Below are 15,812 nucleotides of genomic sequence, written 5' to 3' on the forward strand. Positions count from 1 at the left end.
CGCCGAGCATCGGGTTTCAGCGCGGGACGACCATCCGTGTTCCGGTGAAGTTTTCCGCCTGACAGCCAAGCACGGGATCGAACCGCGCGCTGCGGCTGGCTATCAGTGGCACCGAGGCGGTGACCGTTCGCGTCGAAGAGTCTTCAGAAAGTCGGATCGGCTCCATCCCGGGCTCGAAGTCCTTGTGGCAGTCCTCGAGCGGTCTGCCGCCAATGTAGCGGCATCCACATCCTACCCGTGCTGCATAGCCGACGCCAAGTTCGAGCTGTGCACGATGTGCTCTGACCCAACCATAAGAGACGCCGCCGGCGATCAGCACGACCGCGAAGAGCGAACCCAAAAGAGCGTTCCTTGCTTTCATCGCGCTCGAGCCTACGCTCGGCCAATGCGAAAGAACAGCCATTGGATTGCACTCGCCAGCGTCATGCTCGCCACCGGATCGAGCGCGGAGAGCGATCGCGGTTCGCTCGCGACGTTGTTCGGGAAGGGAGAGGGCGAAACCCGCGCCGCGCTGATGATCCGCGATGGACGCGTCGTCGAGAAGCGCTACGCCGTCGGCTACTCCGATGCGAACCGCTTCATCAGTTGGTCGATGGCCAAGACTGTGACCGCGATCCTGGTCGGCCAGCTGGTTTCGGATGGAAAACTGTCGCTCGATAGCCCCGCGCCGATCGCCGAATGGCATGGCGCGAATGATGAACGCCGGGCGATCACGTTACGGATGCTGCTCAACATGTCGTCGGGCTTGCAGCACACCGAGATCGGGGACCCGGTGGAAGCCTCGGATACGAATCAGGTGCTGTTCGTCAGTGGGACGCAGTCGATGGCGGCACGCGCGATCGACGTGCCGCTTGAGGCACGTCCCGGTGCCAAGTTCGAATACAGCTCGCTCACGAGCATTATCCTTGCGGAGATCATCACGCGGACGCTGACGTCGAGCAGCGACCCACAGAGCCGCGCGCAGGCATATCGTCGATTTGCGGAACAACGCCTGTTTCGCCCCGCTGGGATAAAGAGTGCGGTCCTCGAGTTCGATGGCGCGGGGACGCAGATTGGCGGGTCACTGGTCTACATGACACTCGATGATTACGGACGGCTGGGGCAAGTGCTGCTCGCGGGCAACGCACCCGATGGCACCGGAATCATCCGGCCAGACTGGCTTGCTTTCATGAAGACGCCCTCGCTGCGCAATCCCGAATATGGCGGTCAGCTCTGGCTGAACCGCCCGGGCGGCGTCGATCCGCACCCCACGCTATTTCCGGGGCACGGGCCGAACACTCTGGTGTCGTGCCTGGGGCATCTTGGGCAGTTCGTGATCGCATCGTCCGACCAAAATCTCGTGGTCGTGCGGTTGGGAAAAACCCAGGACGACACGTCTGCCTTCTCCGCGTTGCGCGACGCGCTCGGAAAGATCGTCGAACAGGTGCCGATCGCCGGCAAGAAGAACTCGTCCGCGGTTATGCCGGAGCGTTAGCTCGGGACTGAGGATTGCCCTCTATTGATGCGTTGCGACCACCCGTTGAACCCACCGGTCTTCGTCACAAATCTGGCAACAAGCGGTCGGTGCGCATTCCGCTCTTTTCAATCATACGTTGACTGGGCCCGTCGACCAGGCGTCGTGCTGGCTATCGGTACGGCTCGCATGCAACCCCCTCACCATCGCCATCCATTTTTTCGCGATAGCCCAGCTCGTTAGAATAAATGGGTGGAGTGCCAGCCGCCCGTGCGTCGTCACAGCCTCTCCAAAAGTCGCCGGGTTGCGGGTCGCGAGCACGTATGACTCCGGCCTGCTCCGCAACCAGTCTCACCGCCGCGCCGATTTTAACGCGGCCATCTTCGTTAAGCGCGAGGCTGGCCATGCCGACGATTGCGCCTAGAACTGTCGCTAAACCCAGAAGTTTGACTGCTGCCTTTTGGTCTGCGTCTCGCTGTTTACGCCGGTAGTGGTCTCCCAGCTTCACAGGGGCAGCGCGAAATGGCTTTTTGAAGCTCATCAGCACGCCGTAGCAGGTCGCAGTAAACGACCGGTTCCTAACGCCTATTGCCGTCAGCGACGAACGTGGCGACAGGTCAGTTTACAATGTGAGCGGCAGCAGGATTTCGCCTTTTGGCCGGGTGGTGGGCTTCGGTACGCCCCTTCCTATTTTGCTTTTGTTGCCGCGATGTAGCGGTTGACCTGCTCCTCCAGCACCGCGAGCGGCAGCGCGCCTTGGCTCAGTATCGCTTCGTGGAAGTCGCGGATGTCGAATTTGGGGCCGAGCTCCTGTTCCGCCCGCTTGCGCAGTTCGGCGATTTTGAGCTGCCCGACCATGTAGCTGGTCGCCTGGCCCGGCCAGTTGAAATACCGATCGACTTCCCGCCCGATGTCCTTTTTCGACACCGAACTGTTCGCCTCAAAATAAGCGACGGCCTGTTCGCGCGTCCACCGCTTGGAATGAATGCCGGTGTCGAGCACCAGCCGAATGGCGCGCCAGACCTGCAGCGACAGCATGCCGAACCGCGCATAGGGGTCCTTGTACACGCCCATTTCGTTCGCCAGCCGCTCCGAATACAGGCCCCATCCCTCCATATAGGCACCATAGCCGCCAAATTTGCGAAACTTGGGGATGCCGGTCAGCTCCTGCTGCCGCGCGATCTGGAAATGATGGCCCGGTGCGCCCTCATGCGCGGCAATGCCGGCGACCTGCACCTTCTGCGTCTGGTTCATGTCGACCAAATTGACGTAATAGATTCCCGGCCGCGCTCCGTCGGCGGAGGGCGGGTTGTAGAACGCGGTCGAGGCAGTGCCTTCGCGCCACTTTTCCACCGCGCGCACCTCCAAAGGTGCCTTGGGCAGGACCCGGAAATAGCGCGGGGCGGCTGCCATTACCGACGCGATCACGGCGCGGGCATCGCCCAGATACTGCTCGCGGCCGACACTGGTGTTCGGATATTTGAACTTTGGATCGGTACGGATCGTGTCGAAGAACTGTTCCAGCGTGCCGGTGAAGCCGACCTCTCGCTTGATCGCCTCCATCTCCTGCCGGATCGCCGCGACCTGACGCAGGCCGAGCTCGTGAATCTGGTCGGCGGTCAGGTCCGTGGTCGTCGAACCCTTCAGCCGGTCCGCATAATAGGCTGCGCCGTTGGGGAGGCTCCACGCACCGAAATTGCCCTTGGACAGCGGTTCGATGGCATCCAGCGCCGCGAAAAGCGTGTCGTAGCCGCGGCGGAAGGGCCCGGTCAGCGCCGCGCTGGCGTCCGCCAGAAGCTTCGCCTTGGTCGCCTCGGGCACGTTTAGCGCGCCGACCTTTTTGCGGAAATCCGCCATGACGGTGGAATCGAGGCCGTTGCCGAACGGCGCGCCGGTGATCACTGCCTTCGCATCGGCGCGTGCAGGTGCGAAATTGACTTTGTTGGGGATGATTCCCGCAGCCGCTTGCTCCCGCATCGTCGCAGCGACCTCGCGCATCACGCGCTCGGTATCGCGCAGGCGGGAGATATACGCCTCGGCATCGGCGACACTGTCGACCTTGTGGTTGTTGATCAGCAGTACCGGAATGTCGCCCGCCGGACTGCCGTTGGTCGACACGGGGAACCGCAGATTGCGAAACTGGAAGGACTCGCCCTCGCGCTCGACCTGATATTCGAACAGGCGATAACTGACCCGCGCGCTCTCCCCCAGTTGTTCGGGCCGGAACTGAGCCCGCATCGCCTTCAACTGCCGCTCGGCCAGCGCCCGCCCTCGCACGGCGGCGGCATCGGTGTAATCGTCGAGCTTGTCGTAATCGGTCTTGAAGCCGAGCTGCGTCTGGCTCTCCGGGCTGAGCGCCAGTTGCTCGTCATAGGCGCGGTCAAGGAATTGCAGCAGCGCGGCGTCCTGGGCCTGGGTGGCGGCAGCGGCTGGAGCGGCCTGCGGCGGCATCGGCGCGTTCGCCTGGATCAGCGGGGTCAGGGGGACAATCATGAGGGCGAAGGCAAGACGCATCGAATACTCCTGGGCGAATCCAGATCTCTGGTTGCTCTCCGGCGTCTTGCAAGGTGACGACGCCGGACACGATCGTTTATACGGCCCCTCCTCGTTAGGTCGAGGTCCAGACACGTCATAATCGTCACGGGCTCATCATCTGATCTGGGCCGCTCCGGGGGTTCTCCCAATCGGTCACGATATAGAGGCAGATTGGGTGGAGCTGACCAAAGCGAGCTTTGCCAGCTCACGGTTCGTAAGCGAGCAGGTGATTTCGGCGTTGCTGGTCGACGCTTAAATCTTGCCGGGGACGGCCGCCGTCCGACCGATCATACCTGAAAGTACGAAGGACGATCGGTGTGGCCAGCGAGATTTCCAGCTGGTGGAGGCGACGAGCTCAGGCTCGTTGCGATCGTATTCGAAGACGACCGTCGCCGGATCGCCGTCGAACGCTCGCGCCTCAGCGCCGCCAAACAGCGTTTCGCCGATCCTGAAGATGACGATTGCAGCCATCATCGTGCGGGCGAGGGTCCAACTGTAGTCTTGGGCGAGCGTAAGCGGCAGTTCCTGCTCCTGTAGATGCGATTTCACCCCACCCCCACCGGGGCACCCCCTCATCCAATCAGGCAGAAACGGCAAGGCATCCCTCCCCAACGGGGGCGAACAGCAAAGCGCGCCAGTTGGGAACCGGGTGGGGATTTCAAAGCTGTCGAGTGGGGATATGGTGGGGTGATTTTCACCGCCACCTTCTCAATTGCATCTAAGTCTTTGAAAAGACTGGAGCGGGCGAAGGGATTCGAACCCTCGACCCCAACCTTGGCAAGGTTGTGCTCTACCCCTGAGCTACGCCCGCTCTGGCGCCGTGTCCCGGTGCGATACCGGGCGGGTAAGGTGGCGGCCTCTAACAGCGCCTTTGCGGATCGGCAAGCCCTTATGCGACCCCTTATGCGACATTGGGTCGCATCCACACGAAAAGGGTTGGCTTGCGGCCCCGAGCGCCCACATAAGGCAGGAACGATCAAACGGAGCGATACGTGGCAACGCTGGGAATGAGTGCAACCGAACGCGACGCCGTCGAGGCGTTCCGCCGCGATGTCGTCGAACCGTCGATGACGAGCCTCGTGATCATCGATTTCTGGGCGGAATGGTGTGGCCCGTGCAAGGCGCTGACGCCGCTGCTCGAAAAAGTCGCCGCCGCTTATGCCGACAAGGGCGTGGTGCTGGCCAAGATCGATACCGACAAGAACCAGTTCATCGCCGCGCAATTCCAGATCAAATCGATCCCGACCGTCTATGCGATGTTCCAGGGACAGTTGGTCGCCGACCTGACGCCCGCGCGTACCGAGACCGCGCTGCGCACGATGCTCGACCAGATCCTGAAACAATTGCCGATCGAGAGCGAAGCGGCGGGCCTTGATGCCGAGCTCGAACCGTTGATTGCGATGGGCGAGCAAGTGCTGGTCGAGGGCGACGCCGCCCGCGCGATCAGCGTTTTCGCACAATTGACCGAAATGGCACCCGAGCATCCGGCGGTGCTGTCGGGCATGGTCCGCGCGCTCGTCGCCAACGGGCAGACCGACGAAGCCGAGGCGGCGATTGCGGCACTGCCCGAGGATGTCGCGAAACTTCCCGAGATCGAGCGGGCGCGGGCCGCGCTGGCCTTGGCGCGTGACGCCAAGCCGGTCGATGATCTCGCGGGGCTTGCCGCCGAGGTCGCGGCCAATCCGGCGGATTTCGACAAGCGCTTCGAACTGGCGGGCGGGCAAATGGCGGCGGGCGACCGCGATGCCGCCGCCGATACGTTGCTTGCGATGATCGCGGCCGACCGCGCCTGGAACGATGGCGCGGCACGCGCGCAGTTGCTCAAGCTGTTCGAGGTCGTCGGACTGGAAGACCCGTGGGTGTCGGCGCAGCGCCGCAAGCTCTCTGCGATCCTGTTCACGTGACGATCACGCGCCTCTCGATCTTCCCGCTGCCGGGGGCCTTGCTGTTTCCGGGCATGCATTTGCCGCTGCACATCTTCGAGCCACGCTATCGCGCGATGATTTCCGACGCGATGGCACGCGACCGTCGGATCGGCATGGTACAGCCACGGCCGGCGTTGATTGCCGATGGCTTGCCGCGCCCCGAACGGCCGCCGCTGTTCGACATCGGCTGCGTCGGCAAGATCGCCGAGTTCGAGGCGAGCGAGGACGGGCGCTACAACCTCATCCTGGAGGGGCTGTCTCTATTCCGCATCGTGCGCGAACTCGACGTGACCACGGCATTTCGCCAGGTCGAGGCGGAATTGCTGCCGGTGCCGGAAGAGCCCGAAATCCTGTCGCTCTCACGCCGCTCCGCACTTGAAAGCGAATCGCGCGCCTTTGCCGATTCGCAAGGCTATGCGGTCGATTGGGACGCGGTGACGCGCCTCGACGACGCGGCCTTGGTCAACGGCATCGCGCAGATCGCCCCGTTCGACGTGGCGGCGAAACAGGCGATGCTGGAGGCAGACGGGATCGAAGATCGCGCCGAACTCATCATCCAGCTGATGCAATTTTTCGGTCGGCATGACGGCGAGGATTCGGTGACGCTGCAGTGAGCCGATCGACGCAAAAGCGCCGGATAGGCGGCGCCACGATGATGGTTTGGATGTTCTTCACCAACCTGTTCGAGCCGAAGAAGGTCGCGGCGATGGAGCAGATCGACACACAGCGGCGGATTGGGACCGAAGCGCAGCGCGCGTATCACGCAGCCCCGCCGGATTGACGGTGTCCTACAACGCGCGCGTCCCGTAAACTGGGCAAGGCTCTTTCACATCGCTGCCTCTGTATGGATCGCGTCGGCCAAAGCCGAAACACCGCCGATGGTGTGACTCGTGTGACTCGTGTGACTTTAGCCGCAAGTGCGAATAGCTAGACCGTCATCCCCTGCAGCAACTTCGGCACATCCCCACTCTCGCCCCGCGCCTCGGCGATGAAGCGGCGCTTCAAGGGCGGGATCTGCTGGACCGCAGACAGGCCGAACCGCCGCACGGCATTGGCGGTCTTGCCCGGTACGCCGAACAGCCGCGTCAGGCCATCGGTCGCGACCGAGACCATGAAGGTGTCGAGGCTGCGCCAGCGGTCATAGCGCGCGAGCAATTGCGGATCGCCAAGGTCGAGCCCGGTGCGCTTGCCCTCGACCAGCACCTCGACCAGCGTCGCCACGTCGCGGAAGCCGACATTGACGCCCTGCCCCGCAATCGGGTGGATGCCGTGCGCCGCGTCTCCCACCAGCGCCATCCGGTCGGACACGATCTTCGCGGCATGGTGGAAGCCGAGCGGATAGCTCGAGCGTGCGCCGAGCGGCCCGAGCTTGCCCAGGAACCCGCCGATGCGCTTGTCCGCCTCGGCCAGCCAGCCACGTTCGGACAATTTCATCATCCCCGGCGCCTGGTCGCGCGTCACCGACCAGACGATGCACGAGCGATGGCCCTGCTCGTCATCGTTGAGCGGCAGGATCGCGAACGGCCCGTCGGGATAGAAGATTTCGAACGCGATATTGTCGTGTGGCCGCTCGTGATGCAGCGACGTCACGATCGCTGCATTGTCATAGGTCCAGCGCGCGACGCGCAGCCCCGCCTTCTCGCGCATCGGCGACCCGCGCCCCTCGGCGGCGATCAGCAGCGGGGCTTTGACCACCGCGCCCGAATCGAGCGTGACGGTGACGCCATGCTCGCCGCGGTCGACATCGACCGCCCGCGTCTTCATCCGCACATCGACGCGCGGCGCGGCGCAGGCCGCCTCGTACAAAGCCGCGCGCAGCCGGCGATTCTCGACCATATGGCCGAGCGCGCCATCGCCCGGTTCGGGCGCGAAATCGAGCGCGCCGGGTTCGAGTCCATCGCTGACGCGAATCCCCTCGATCGGGCAAGCAAAGGGCAGCAGCCGGTCCGCGACGCCGATCGCCTGCAGCATGCGCCACGGTGCCCCGGCAATCGCGGAGGCGCGGCCATCGAAGCCCGCCGCCAAGATCACGTCGGGATCGGCAATATCGACGACGATCGCGCTCATGCCATGCGCGTCCAGCGTGACCGCGAGCGCGCTGCCGACGAGCCCGCCGCCGAGGATGATGACGTCTGCGGTTTGCATCGATGCTGTTTCCATAGCGTACTTCTAACGCCTGACGGCGATCCTGCCAAACGCGCGTTCCGCTTGACGGCAGCAGCGCCGCGCGCGATGATTTCGCGGGCACAGACAGCGAACATCGGAAACCGAATATGGCGAGCCGCGCGCAGCCACCATTGTGGCGTGAAACCGTCCGGGCAGGCGCCGTCCGCAGCGGTGCGCTGATCGGCGCGATCATCATCACGATCGCGGTCGTGCTGATCATGGTTGCGGTGGCGAGCTATCACGCCAGCGATCCCTCGCTCAACACCGCCTCGGGCAGCGCTGCGCAGAATTGGCTTGGTAAACCCGGCGCTTTCCTGGCCGACGGCGCCTTCTGGCTGCTCGGCCCAGGCATCATCCTGCTCCTGCCGACGCTGTTGTTGATTGCGCTCAGGCTGTGGCGCGACGTGCCGGTCGGGCGCTGGCGGCGGATGCTGCTGGTGTCGGGCGGTGGTATTGCACTGGTGGCCACGACCTTCGGCTTGATTTCGGGCGCGGCGGTGCCGTGGCTCCCGGCCGGTTGGGGCGGCATCGTCGGGCTCGCGCTGGCGAATCTGCTCCGCGTCGCGATTCTGCTGATCGGCGACCCGACCGCGATGCTGTGGACCGCGCGCGGCATCGGTGCGCTCCTCGGCGCGGGCGGTCTTGCGCTGTGGGCATACAGCTTCACAATCGACATCGGGGAACGCCCGGAACGCCCTGCGCGCGAACCGAAGCGCTTGACCGACCAGCGCAACCTAGCGCTGGATCAGGACGTGTACGCGCCGGAACCCGCTCCGCGCAAACTCTCCATCCCCCGCGCGCTTGCGAAACCCGATTCGCGCCCCGGCCCGGTTATCGCGGATCGTCCGATGACGCCGGTCACCGTCGCCAAGCCGCGGGCGAAACAGACCAGCATGGATTTCGGCGACACCTCGACCCTGCCATCGCTTGACCTGCTCAAGCCCACCCCGCCTGCGGCTGGTGGCCCGATTGACAAGGTCGCGCTCGATCGCAATGCCCGACTGCTCGAAACGGTGCTGAGCGATTTCCATGTCAAGGGATCGATCATTAACGTGCGCCCGGGCCCGGTCGTCACGATGTACGAACTCGAACCCGCCGCCGGGATCAAAGCCAACCGCGTGATCCAATTGGCCGACGATATCGCACGCAACATGTCGGCGGTCTCCGCGCGCGTCGCCACAATTCCGGGACGCACCGTGATCGGGATCGAATTGCCCAATGCGCGGCGCGAGACGGTGGGTTTGCGCGAGCTGATCGATTCGCTCGATGACCATTCCAATGGTCAGCCAGGCGGGTTGTCGCTCGTGCTGGGCAAGAACATTGCGGGCGACCCGGTCATCGCCGATCTGGCGCCGATGCCGCATCTGCTGGTCGCGGGCACGACCGGATCGGGCAAATCGGTCGGACTCAACTGCATGATCCTGTCGCTGCTCTATCGCCTGCGGCCCGACCAGTGCCGGATGATCATGATCGATCCCAAGATGCTCGAACTGAGCATGTATGATGACATCCCGCATCTGCTCTCTCCGGTCGTTACGGATCCGGCCAAGGCGGTACGCGCGCTGAAGTGGGCGGTCGAGCAGATGGAGGATCGCTACCGCCAGATGTCGTCGGTCGGCGTGCGCAGCCTCGCCAGCTTCAACGACAAGGTCCGCGCCGCCAAGGCCAAGGGCCAGCCGCTCGGGCGCAAGGTGCAGACCGGCTACGAACCCGTCACGGGCGCGCCGATCTATGAGGAGGAAACGCTCGATTATCAGGTGCTGCCGCAGATCGTGGTGATCATTGACGAGCTGGCCGATCTGATGATGACGGCGGGCAAGGAAGTCGAATTCCTGATCCAGCGACTGGCCCAAAAGGCGCGCGCGGCGGGCATCCATCTGATCATGGCGACGCAGCGCCCGTCGGTCGACGTCATCACCGGCGTGATCAAGGCGAATCTGCCGACGCGGATCAGCTTTCACGTTACCTCGAAGATCGATTCGCGCACCATCCTGGGCGAGCAGGGGGCAGAGCAATTGCTGGGCAAGGGCGACATGCTCTATATGCCCGGCGGCAAAGGCATCGTGCGCGTTCACGGGCCGTTTGTGTCGGACGATGAGGTGCGCGCGGTGACCGATCACTGGCGCGCGCAAGGACGCCCCGACTATAATACCTCCGTTACCGAAGAGCCCGCCGACGGCTTCGCGCTCGACGGCGCGCCCACGGGCGAGGATTCGGCCGAAGATCAGCAATATCGCGCGGCAATCCAGTTGGTCGTGGAAAGCCAGAAGGCCTCGACCTCCTGGGTGCAGCGTCAGCTCCGCGTCGGCTATAACAGTGCGGCGCGGCTGATCGAGCGCATGGAAAAAGACGGCATCGTCAGCCGTCCTGACCATGTCGGCCGTCGCGAGGTCCTGCGCGATCGCGACGGCAACCCTCTGTAAGCGCAGACGTTCACAAGCTGTTCAAACGCAATACTGCTTTGTGCGACTTCATTTTTCGGAGAAACCGCCATGCGCCTGCGCATCCCCGCGCTGTTCGCGCTCCCTGCCCTGCTCGCCACCTCGGTGGTGTCCGCGGCGCCGTCGAGCGATTTGTCGTCGGTGCAACGCCATCTGCAAAGCGTCGAGAGCATGACCGCCGCCTTTACCCAGACCGATCGCGCCGGAAAAGTGCTGACCGGCACGCTGACGCTCAAGAAACCCGGAAAAATCCGCTTTCAATATGAAAAGAGCGTCCCGATTCTGATCGTTGGCGATGGCAAATCTTTGTGGTTCCTGGATTATTCGGTCGGGCAGAAGCAGCGCTGGCCGATCGGCAATTCACCGCTCGGGATCCTGCTCGATCCGTCGCGCGACATGAACAAGATCGCCACGGTCGTGCCGACCGGCAACCCGGCCACGATCGCGATCGATGCCGCCGACCCCAAGCATCCCGAATATGGCAGGATCAGCATGGTATTCGCGCGCAGTGCGACTGCCCCCGGTGGATTGATGCTGCAGGGCTGGGTGACGCTCGATTCGCAGAACAACCGCACAACGATTCGCTTGTCGAACCAGCGCTTCAACGCGCCGGTTAGCGACGGAACGTTCCAATGGCGCGATCCGGTGCGCAATTCCGGCCGAAAGTGACCGCCATTCATATTGGCGACAGGTTCGCGCCGGTAAAGACGGAGTTGCGGATGTGGGCGTTTCGGGATTTCCCCCTGTTGCCCGGGCACTCACTTCCCGCCTGCGTGACGAACGCTAGGTCGGCCCTCGCTCCATGCCCCCGGAGCGGGGGCCTTTCCATGTCTGGCTGGTATCGTGCCGCATGGCTCGATAGAGCGTCATGATGTCTTCGCCGCTCAAGATCGTATCCTGGAACATAAATTCTGTCCGTTTCCGGATCGAGATTGTCGAGAAGTTCCTACGCGAGGTTGCCCCCGATATTCTGTGCCTGCAGGAAACCAAGGTAATCGATCAGGATTTCCCGACCGCGTCGTTCAAGGCGCTCGGCTATCGCCACATCGTCCTGCACGGACAAAAAATGCACCACGGCGTCGCGATCCTATCGAAGATTCCGCTGATCGAGGATGACCGCCTCGACTGGCAAGCCAATCGCGAAGCACGGCATGTCGGCGTGCGCTTGGCGAACGGCATGCGAATCGAGAACGTGTATGTGCCGGCGGGCGGCGATGTGCCCGATCGCGAAGCCAATGCGAAATTTGGGCAGAAGCTCGATTTTCTCGATCGGATGACGCGCTGGTCGGAAACGCTCGACGTCCCGACGCTGCTGGTCGGCGATCTCAACATCGCACCGCTCGAATCGGATGTATGGAATCATAAGCAATTGCTCGGTGTGGTCAGCCACACGCCGATCGAAGTCGCGTCGATGGCGCGGCTCAAGGCGTCGAACAGCTGGGTCGATCTCGGGCGGCACTTCTTCCCCGAACCGGCGCGACTCCACACATGGTGGAGCTATCGCTCAGCCGATTGGACCGTCAACGATCGCGGGCGGAGACTCGATCATATGTGGGCAACCGCCGATATTGCGGCGGCCGCCACGCGCCACCATGTATTCGAAGAATGCCGTTCCTGGCTGAAACCCTCCGACCATGTGCCGATCATGACCGAGTTCCAGATTTGAACGGCGATCGCGCTGCGGCGCATAAGACCGCGCTCGCGATCGATGCGCTGCGGCGTGGCTGGCCCGTCGCCATCAAAGGCGTAGACGGGACACTCGCCTTGCTGCCGATCGAGACTTCGGACCCGGAACGACTGGCCGCGTTCGATCCGGTCGGGGACGCCACACTCCTGCTGTCGGCCGGGCGCGCAGCAACGCTAAAACTCACCAACCAGCGCGACGCTGCGGCGCCCGACGCGCCGGTGCTGATCGAACGCGCGACGTGGATCGATTTTGCGATGGCGACGGCGCTGTCCGACCCGCAATTCGATTTGACCATGCCGATGAAGGGTCCGTTTCGCGCGCTGTGCCTGACCGAACATGAAGCAGGCGCGTCCGCACTACGCCTGGCACGGATCGGTGGCGTGCTTCCGGCTTTCTTCGTTCAGCCGGGCCTGTCGGCCGCGCTCGAGCTGACGCCCGGGGACATCGACGCGCACGAGGATGCGACTCGATTGACCATCGCCACCCGCGCACATTTGCCGGTCGCGGGCGCCGAAGATGCGGAGATCGTGGCGTTCCGCACGCCCGAAATGCCCGGCGAACATATCGCCTTGCTGATCGGCACGCCCGACGGTCACCCGCCGCTGGTGCGCTTGCATAGCGAGTGTCTCACCGGCGACGTGCTCGGAAGTCTGAAATGCGATTGCGGCCCGCAATTGCACGCTGCGATCCGCGCGGTCGAAGCGAGCGGGTGGGGAATCATCCTGTATCTGCGCCAAGAGGGACGCGGGATCGGGCTGATCAACAAGCTGCGCGCTTATGCGTTGCAGGATCAGGGGTTCGATACGGTCGATGCCAACACGCGCCTCGGCTTTGCGGTCGATTCGCGCAATTTCGCGGTGGCGGCGCGGATGCTGGAACTGCTCGGCCAGCGATCGGTACGACTCCTCACCAACAATCCGGAAAAGGTCGCGCAACTGGAGGCGGCCGGGATTTCAGTGGCCGAGCGCGTGCCGCACATCCTGCCCGCCAATCCCCACAACGCTCGCTATCTGGCGACGAAGCGCGACCGCACCGGACATCAATTTTAGCCGAGCAGTGCCGCCACTTCGTCGAAGGTGGTGGCGATTTTGTGAACACCGATCGCGCGTAGCTTTTCGGCATGGTCCGGCCCGCAATGCGAGCCGCCGACGAACCCGACGACGTGCGCGCCCGATGCCACTGCCCCGGTCGCGCCAACGGGCGAATCCTCCACGACCACGCACCGTTCGATCGGCACGCCGAGCGCGGCTGCCGCATGGAGGTAGATGTCGGGCGCGGGCTTACCCCGCGCGACATGCTCCTTGCCCGAAAAGATCCGGTCGCCGAACACCTCGCGCAGGCCGATATGGTGGAGGTGGCGCGTGATCCATGCGGTCGAGCTCGACGAAGCGATCGCCTTGGGCAGATCACCAGGCAAATCGAACACAAAGCGCACGGCCCCTTCGACCGCATCGACGCCCTCGCGCATGATGCGGTCGTCCTCGGCCTTGCGCGCGACGTGGAAATCATCGGGCAAGGGCCGCCCGATCCAGCGTTCGATCGCGCCCAGGAACGCGTGCCCCGACAGGCCCATAAAATTTGCGAACGAATCGGCCGCGCTCGTCGGATGGCCGATGCTGGTGAGATAATCAGCGATCTGACGGTTGCCGACCGCTTCGCTTTCGATCAGCACGCCGTCGAAATCGAAGATCAACGCGTCGAACGTCATGTGCGCGCACCGAACAAGGCCGTACCGACGCGGACATGCGTCGCGCCGAGCATCGTCGCGACTTCATAATCGCCCGACATACCCATGCTGAGTCCATCGAGCCCATGGTCGCGCGCGATCTTGGCGAGGAGCGCAAAATAGGGTGCGGCCTCGGTTTCGGCAGGCGGTACCGCCATCAGTCCAGCGACGGGCAGATCGGCAACGCGCGCTTCGGCTAGCAAGGCGGGCAGATCCGCAATCGCACACCCACCCTTCTGCGTCTCGTCCCCGATATTCACTTGCAGGAAGCAGGCCGGGCGACGGTCCAATTTGTCCATCGCGCGCGCGAGCGCGGTGATGAGCGACGCGCGATCGACGGAATGGATCGCGTCAAACAATGCGACGGCATCATCGGCTTTGTTCGATTGAAGCTGCCCAACCAGGTGCAGCTCGAGTTCTGGAAAGGCCTCGCGCAGCGCGGGCCATTTCGACTGCGCTTCCTGCACGCGGTTTTCGCCGAAAGCGCGCTGCCCGGCGTGGAGCAACGGTTCGATCTCGGCCGCGTCGCGCGTCTTGGAGACGGCGATCAACGTGACGGACTCGGGTTTGCGGTCGGCCAGCGCTGCCGCCTGCGCTATTCGCGTGGTGACGGCAGCAAGACGGGAGGTGGGGTCGTCGGTAGACATTGGCAGCGCTATAGGCTGCACCATGGCCGTTCGTCACCCCAGCTTGCCGTCAAAAGCGTTCCCGACGCTGTGGTTGATGACCGACGAACGGATGGGGCCAGCGCTATGGACCGCGCTGGAGCGCTTGCCCCCCGGCAGCGGGGTGGTGTTCCGGCATTTTGCGACGCCGCCAGCCGAGCGCACCGCGATCTTTACGCGGCTGTCCCGGGTCGCGCGGCGGCGGCGGCTGATCGTCGTGCGCGCCGGCGTGAAAGGACAGTCTCCAGACCTTCACCCAGCGCACTCGGGGCGCGAGGCGGTGAGCGCACGACGCGCCGGGGCCGATCTGGTGCTGGTATCGCCGGTCTATCCGACCCGGACCCATCCCGGTGCCCCCGCGCTGGGCCCCATTCGGGCGGCGATGATCGCGCGCGCCGCGGGAGTTCCCGCGATTGCGCTGGGCGGCATGAATGCGTCGCGGTTCAAGCGCTTGCGCGCGTTGGGATTTGCAGGATGGGCCGCGATCGACGGCCTGACCCGGACTTAGAAGCGGAAGGCAGTGCCGATATAGACGGCGCGACTGTCACGCCCGTTGCGATCGGTCATCGCTTGCGAGACGAGCCTGTCGCGTTCGGTTTTGTAGCGGACCCCCGCCGTCACGTCGAAACGGCGCGTGAGGGCGTAGGAGCCGCCGACATCGATCGAATAGGCCGGTGCATCCTCGATCAACTTGGGTCCGTTGCCGACCGGGCGATCGGCCGATGCGTTCACGCGCCCGCTAACGCGCTTACCGGTGTAGCTGACGCCGACATCCGCCGATTCGCGCGAGCCGGGCAAACCTGCCAGATCGACCTTCGCAACGTCGCCCGATACGGCGAAGCGCTTCCAACCGACAGCAACGCCCAGGTTATAGGCGATCGGCGTCAGTGCGACAGTCGAGGCTGGTAGCGGCGATGCGCGATCGACCACGGTGATGCCGCGCGCCGAGCGCGCGCGGACCGCGATCGCCACGGCCTTATTGTTCGTGGGTCGCGATTCGGATGGCGTGAAGCGGAAACCGGTGGCGTCGAGGCCGCCGCGCGCGAAGATCGCAGCCAGACGGGGATCGGCCGAAGCCGGCGTGAACGACCCGACGCCGCGCGCAAACACTGCGCTGCCGCGGGGTGCCATCCGAGCCATAGGAACGTCGTTTGCGCCAATTGCCGGAGCCACGGCGACGCCGAGGACGGCAAGCGACCCCAACACGATCCCGG

Annotated in this window: 17 protein-coding genes and 1 tRNA gene; 9 read left to right on the forward strand and 9 right to left on the reverse strand. The window is 64.1% G+C overall.

Translation table 11 applies throughout. The features are described 5' to 3' along the window. Positions 1-16: 16 nt before the first annotated feature. On the reverse strand, positions 17-403 hold the full coding sequence (locus HMP06_RS13210; RefSeq protein WP_176497495.1) for a hypothetical protein: 387 nt from the start codon (positions 401-403) through the stop codon (positions 17-19). Between HMP06_RS13210 and HMP06_RS13215 the strand changes: the two genes are divergently transcribed. Next, positions 386-1,474 carry a serine hydrolase domain-containing protein gene (locus HMP06_RS13215; protein WP_176497496.1) on the forward strand — a complete coding sequence of 363 codons (1,089 nt, stop codon included), beginning with the start codon at positions 386-388 and terminating at the stop codon, positions 1,472-1,474. The genes HMP06_RS13210 and HMP06_RS13215 overlap by 18 nt on opposite strands. A gap of 151 nt (positions 1,475-1,625) precedes the next feature. Here the strand turns inward: HMP06_RS13215 and HMP06_RS18040 are convergent, their stop codons facing one another. The 4 genes from HMP06_RS18040 to HMP06_RS13235 all read right to left on the reverse strand — a co-directional run bounded on the left by HMP06_RS18040 (position 1,626) and on the right by HMP06_RS13235 (position 4,799). Further along, on the reverse strand, positions 1,626-1,994 hold the full coding sequence (locus tag HMP06_RS18040; RefSeq protein WP_176497497.1) for an excalibur calcium-binding domain-containing protein: 369 nt from the start codon (positions 1,992-1,994) through the stop codon (positions 1,626-1,628). Between the two features lie 146 nt (positions 1,995-2,140). After that, positions 2,141-3,967 (reverse strand): DUF885 domain-containing protein, encoded by a 1,827-nt coding sequence (locus HMP06_RS13225; RefSeq protein WP_176497498.1) that lies wholly within the window; start codon positions 3,965-3,967, stop codon positions 2,141-2,143. A 273-nt stretch (positions 3,968-4,240) separates the two neighbouring features. Continuing rightward, positions 4,241-4,537: a hypothetical protein gene (locus HMP06_RS13230; RefSeq protein WP_176497499.1), complete on the reverse strand. Its 297-nt coding sequence runs from the start codon at positions 4,535-4,537 to the stop codon at positions 4,241-4,243. A gap of 187 nt (positions 4,538-4,724) precedes the next feature. Then, positions 4,725-4,799 (reverse strand) — tRNA-Gly (locus tag HMP06_RS13235). Between the two features lie 196 nt (positions 4,800-4,995). Here HMP06_RS13235 and HMP06_RS13240 point away from each other — a divergent pair. Genes HMP06_RS13240 through HMP06_RS18000 form a run of 3 tightly spaced genes read left to right on the forward strand, consistent with a single transcriptional unit; the run spans position 4,996 to position 6,694 of the window. Then, positions 4,996-5,892: a tetratricopeptide repeat protein gene (locus HMP06_RS13240; RefSeq protein ID WP_176498539.1), complete on the forward strand. Its 897-nt coding sequence runs from the start codon at positions 4,996-4,998 to the stop codon at positions 5,890-5,892. Then, positions 5,889-6,527 carry an LON peptidase substrate-binding domain-containing protein gene (locus HMP06_RS13245; protein ID WP_176497500.1) on the forward strand — a complete coding sequence of 213 codons (639 nt, stop codon included), beginning with the start codon at positions 5,889-5,891 and terminating at the stop codon, positions 6,525-6,527. Before HMP06_RS13240 ends, HMP06_RS13245 begins: the two co-directional genes overlap by 4 nt. Before the next feature lie 38 nt (positions 6,528-6,565). Continuing rightward, a complete protein-coding gene (locus tag HMP06_RS18000; RefSeq protein ID WP_269473378.1) occupies positions 6,566-6,694 on the forward strand; it encodes a hypothetical protein in 129 nt (42 codons plus the stop codon). Positions 6,695-6,840: 146 nt separating this feature from the next. Here the strand turns inward: HMP06_RS18000 and HMP06_RS13250 are convergent, their stop codons facing one another. Further along, entirely contained in the window at positions 6,841-8,058 is a 1,218-nt protein-coding gene (locus tag HMP06_RS13250; RefSeq protein ID WP_176497501.1) for a UbiH/UbiF/VisC/COQ6 family ubiquinone biosynthesis hydroxylase, read from the reverse strand. Positions 8,059-8,186: 128 nt separating this feature from the next. On the opposite strand from HMP06_RS13250, the gene HMP06_RS13255 reads away from it, so the two are divergent. The 4 genes from HMP06_RS13255 to ribA all read left to right on the forward strand — a co-directional run bounded on the left by HMP06_RS13255 (position 8,187) and on the right by ribA (position 13,256). Beyond that, entirely contained in the window at positions 8,187-10,502 is a 2,316-nt protein-coding gene (locus HMP06_RS13255) for an FtsK/SpoIIIE family DNA translocase (protein ID WP_176497502.1), read from the forward strand. 69 nt (positions 10,503-10,571) lie between these two features. Next, positions 10,572-11,189 (forward strand): LolA family protein, encoded by a 618-nt coding sequence (locus tag HMP06_RS13260; RefSeq protein ID WP_176497503.1) that lies wholly within the window; start codon positions 10,572-10,574, stop codon positions 11,187-11,189. A 202-nt stretch (positions 11,190-11,391) separates the two neighbouring features. Further along, positions 11,392-12,186, forward strand: coding sequence for an exodeoxyribonuclease III (locus HMP06_RS13265; RefSeq protein ID WP_176498540.1), 795 nt, complete (start codon positions 11,392-11,394; stop codon positions 12,184-12,186). After that, positions 12,183-13,256 (forward strand): GTP cyclohydrolase II, encoded by a 1,074-nt coding sequence (gene ribA / locus HMP06_RS13270; protein WP_232089677.1) that lies wholly within the window; start codon positions 12,183-12,185, stop codon positions 13,254-13,256. Before HMP06_RS13265 ends, ribA begins: the two co-directional genes overlap by 4 nt. Here ribA and HMP06_RS13275 read toward each other — a convergent pair. Beyond that, entirely contained in the window at positions 13,253-13,915 is a 663-nt protein-coding gene (locus HMP06_RS13275) for an HAD family hydrolase (protein ID WP_176497505.1), read from the reverse strand. The genes ribA and HMP06_RS13275 overlap by 4 nt on opposite strands. Beyond that, the gene (locus HMP06_RS13280; RefSeq protein WP_176497506.1) at positions 13,912-14,580 is read right to left on the reverse strand and encodes a YggS family pyridoxal phosphate-dependent enzyme; all 669 of its coding nucleotides are present in this window, start codon (positions 14,578-14,580) and stop codon (positions 13,912-13,914) included. The genes HMP06_RS13275 and HMP06_RS13280 overlap by 4 nt, the downstream gene beginning before the upstream one ends. 22 nt (positions 14,581-14,602) lie before the next feature. Between HMP06_RS13280 and HMP06_RS13285 the strand changes: the two genes are divergently transcribed. Beyond that, on the forward strand, positions 14,603-15,106 hold the full coding sequence (locus HMP06_RS13285) for a thiamine phosphate synthase (protein WP_232089679.1): 504 nt from the start codon (positions 14,603-14,605) through the stop codon (positions 15,104-15,106). Here the strand turns inward: HMP06_RS13285 and HMP06_RS13290 are convergent. Beyond that, positions 15,103-15,729 carry a hypothetical protein gene (locus tag HMP06_RS13290; RefSeq protein ID WP_332103002.1) on the reverse strand — a complete coding sequence of 209 codons (627 nt, stop codon included), beginning with the start codon at positions 15,727-15,729 and terminating at the stop codon, positions 15,103-15,105. The two genes, HMP06_RS13285 and HMP06_RS13290, sit on opposite strands and share 4 nt — an antisense overlap. Positions 15,730-15,812 lie beyond the last annotated feature (83 nt).

It is taken from the genome of Sphingomonas sp. HMP6 (assembly GCF_013374095.1).
In the GTDB taxonomy this organism is placed as follows: Bacteria; Pseudomonadota; Alphaproteobacteria; order Sphingomonadales; family Sphingomonadaceae; genus Sphingomonas.